The organism is Brevundimonas sp. EAKA (assembly GCF_000698025.1).
Taxonomy (GTDB): domain Bacteria; phylum Pseudomonadota; class Alphaproteobacteria; order Caulobacterales; family Caulobacteraceae; genus Brevundimonas; species Brevundimonas mediterranea_A.
The window spans coordinates 1-3000 of sequence record NZ_JMQR01000210.1 but is presented as its reverse complement, the minus strand read 5'-3'; the positions used below and the strand labels follow the sequence as shown (position 1 = coordinate 3000).

The window sequence follows — 3000 nt, the reverse complement described above, 5'->3', positions numbered from 1 at the left end:
GGCCGGGAAAGGCGCGACATCCGCGTTTTCGAACGTGCCCCCCTCAACCGGCGTCTCGGGTTCGACGGTGCGTTGCACGAGGGTGGCGGCCACCGGCGGCAGGGGCGCGGCGAGAAGGTCGGCCAGCGAAACCGGCGCGTCGGGATTGGCGACGAACAGGGCGCGTTCGGCGGCGCGGCGGCGCGGCGGCGTGACGATCTCGGTGTCGTCCGACCAGCCGCCAAGGGCCTCGGCGGCTTCGTCAGGCGCGCCTGCGTTCAATCGGGCCAGGACGTCGGACGTCGTGAAACGATCCACCCCCACCGAGAAGGCGAAACTGGCGAGGGCGTCGAACTGATGCTGGTTCAGCGGCGCATGGACGGAGCCGATGGCGCGAACCACCGGGATCAGGTCGTACTGCAACAGCAGTTCGGCGTCGCTCTCGGACACGCTCAGCCCTTCGCGGGCGGAACGGGTATGGCCATAGCCGATCGTCCAGCGGCCGTCGGCGCGCTGAACGGCTCGAGGGCGGAAACCCTCGAAGCTCTTGATCAGAATGATCCCTTCGCGAGAGATCTTGGTCGGTTTCGGCGTGTCAGACACAGGTGTTGCCCCAAAGCGAGACGGCGGCGCGGCCCAGGGCCACGTCTCAGCAAACATGGGGCCAGGCTTCTACAGCAAAACCATGGTGGCCAGACCGAGGAAAATCAGGAATCCGAAGAAGTCGGTCGTGGCCGTGACGAACACCGCCGACGAGACGGCGGGGTCGAACTTCAGCTTTGACAGGGTCAAAGGCGTGAGCACGCCGATACAGGCGGCCACCAGCAGGTTCAGGATCATGGCCGCCCCGATGACCAGACCGATCCGCCAGTCCTCGTCGCGGAACCAGAATCCCGCCGCGACCCCGATCAGGGGGGCCAGAACCAGCCCGTTGGCGACGCCGACCGCCAGCTCGCGCAGGAAGGTCCGCATGGCGTTGGCCGAGTTCAGTTCGCGGGTCGCCAGGGCGCGGACGGTGACGGTCAGGGCCTGGGTCCCGGCGTTGCCGCCGATGGCCGAGACGATGGGCATCAGCACGGCCAGGGCGACGATCTGCTGGATGGTGCCTTCGAACAGACCGATGACGCTGGCGCCCAGCGCGGCCGTCGCCAGGTTGATCGCCAACCAGGGCACGCGACCGCGCACGATCTCGGACACGGACGAGCCGCGATCCTCGTCGGCGACACCGGCCAGACGCAGGATGTCCTCGCGGTTCTCTTCCTGAATGATGTTGACGATGTCATCGACGGTGATCTGGCCCACCAGCCGACCGGCCGCGTCCACGACGGGGGCCGAGATCAGGTGATATTTCTCGAAGATATAGGCGACCTCTTCCTGGTCCTGATCGACGGCGATCTCGTTGACCGGCTCCATCAGTTCGGCCAGGGCCGCGCTGCGCGGGGCGCGCAGCAGGCCGCTGATCGGCACCCCCCCGACGGGGCGGTTGAGCGGATCGACCACATAGATGTCGAAGAACAGCTCCGGCAGGTCGTCGCCCTGTTTGCGGATGTGGTCGATGGTGTCGCCCACGCTCCAGAACTGGGGCGCGGCCATCACCTCGCGCTGCATCAGGCGGCCGGCGGACTCCTCATCATAGCCCAGGCTGCTCTCGATCGCGGCGCGGTCGACGTCCGGCATGGCCGCCAGAACGCGTTCGCGCTGGTCGTCCTCAAGGTCCTCGACCACGGCGGCGGCGTCATCGGAATCCAGTTCCTGCAGGGCCTCGGCCAGGGTGCCGTGCGGCACCCGCTCCAGCACCTCTTCCCGAATCCCGTCGTCCAGTTCGGGCAGGGTCTCGGCCAGCAGCTCCGGCGGCAGCCACAGCACCACGACGGCGCGGTGTTCCGAGGTCAGGAAGCCCATCAGGTCGGCGACGTCGGCGGGGTGCAGATCCTCAAGCAGTGAGCGCAGCCGCATGCCGTCGCCGTCGTCGGCGGCGTCCACGACTTTCTCGACGAATTGAGGGGTGAGGACATAGTCCTCGTCCAGGGCGGCGTGGTCTTCGTTATCAGGCGCTTCGGCTGGAGCGAAGGCGGAGTCCGTGGTGTTCACGTGGTCGCCTCCCTTGGTATGTCCAGCCGTAGTTAGCCGATGAATCGCCCTGTTTAGCCAGATGGTGCGGTCGAGAAGACTCGAACTTCCACGGGTTGCCCCACAGCGACCTCAACGCTGCGCGTCTACCAATTCCGCCACGACCGCTCGCATCGGAGCGGCGGCGAATAGACGAAGCCGCCGGAAAAGGAAAGGCTCTCTTTTCAGCCCTGTCGCGCTTTGTGCGTTTCAGCTTGTGGATACGTCAGGCCGAACCGGCCATGAAGTCGTAGAGGTCGGCCGATCGGGTCACGGTGATGGCGATCCGGTCGTCGCGAATCTCGATCTCGCCGCGCGCGACCGGGTGATTGTTCGCCAGGATCCAGACCTCGTCGCCTTCGGAGGCGTCCAGCGGAATCACCGCGCCCCGACCCATGCGCAGCAATTGCGACATCGGCAGCACCATACGGCCCAGCACCACTGAGATTTCGACGTCGACGGCGTTGATCTGGGACACGGGCGCTCTCGTTCACTATGAGGTCGTCCCTTGCGGAAACGCCTCAAGCTGCACATTGAAGCCTTATGCTTGCCGAGCCGTTAAGTCCTGAACTTCAGAAGCTGCGTCGCGGCGACGACCGCCCCGTCGAATGGGCGGTGGCGACCCGCCCTGTCGATTACGCCGCCGCCGAAGCCTTCATGGAGGCGCGTGTCGCCGCCATAGCGGCGGGCGAGGCGGGGGAGATGGTCTGGCTGCTGGAACATCCGCCCCTCTATACCGCCGGGGTGTCGGCGCGGGACGAGGACCTGCTCGACGCCGGCCGCTTCCCGGTTCACCGGACGGGGCGGGGCGGGCAGTTCACCTATCATGGGCCGGGCCAGCGGGTGGCCTATGTCATGCTGGACCTGAACCGGCGCGGCCGCGACGTGCGGGCCTTCGTCAGGGGGCTGGAG

3 protein-coding genes, 1 tRNA gene and 1 pseudogene are annotated in these 3000 nt (G+C 66.8%); 1 reads left to right on the top strand and 4 read right to left on the bottom strand.

The genetic code is table 11. The features are described from left to right. The 4 genes from ER13_RS17780 to ER13_RS16790 form a co-directional block, all read right to left on the bottom strand. Window positions 1-582: lysozyme (locus ER13_RS17780; RefSeq protein ID WP_197019815.1), on the bottom strand; the 582-nt coding region annotated here is incomplete at its 3' end. Between the two features lie 69 nt (window positions 583-651). Further along, window positions 652-2070 carry a magnesium transporter gene (mgtE, locus tag ER13_RS16800; protein WP_035311150.1) on the bottom strand — a complete coding sequence of 473 codons (1419 nt, stop codon included), beginning with the start codon at window positions 2068-2070 and terminating at the stop codon, window positions 652-654. Window positions 2071-2132: 62 nt separating this feature from the next. Further along, window positions 2133-2217, bottom strand: a tRNA-Leu gene (locus tag ER13_RS16795). Between the two features lie 97 nt (window positions 2218-2314). Then, window positions 2315-2566: a FliM/FliN family flagellar motor switch protein gene (locus ER13_RS16790; RefSeq protein WP_008260376.1), complete on the bottom strand. Its 252-nt coding sequence runs from the start codon at window positions 2564-2566 to the stop codon at window positions 2315-2317. 65 nt (window positions 2567-2631) lie between these two features. Between ER13_RS16790 and ER13_RS16785 the strand changes: the two are divergent. Then, window positions 2632-3000 (top strand): annotated as a pseudogene (locus ER13_RS16785) (lipoate-protein ligase B); the annotation flags it as partial.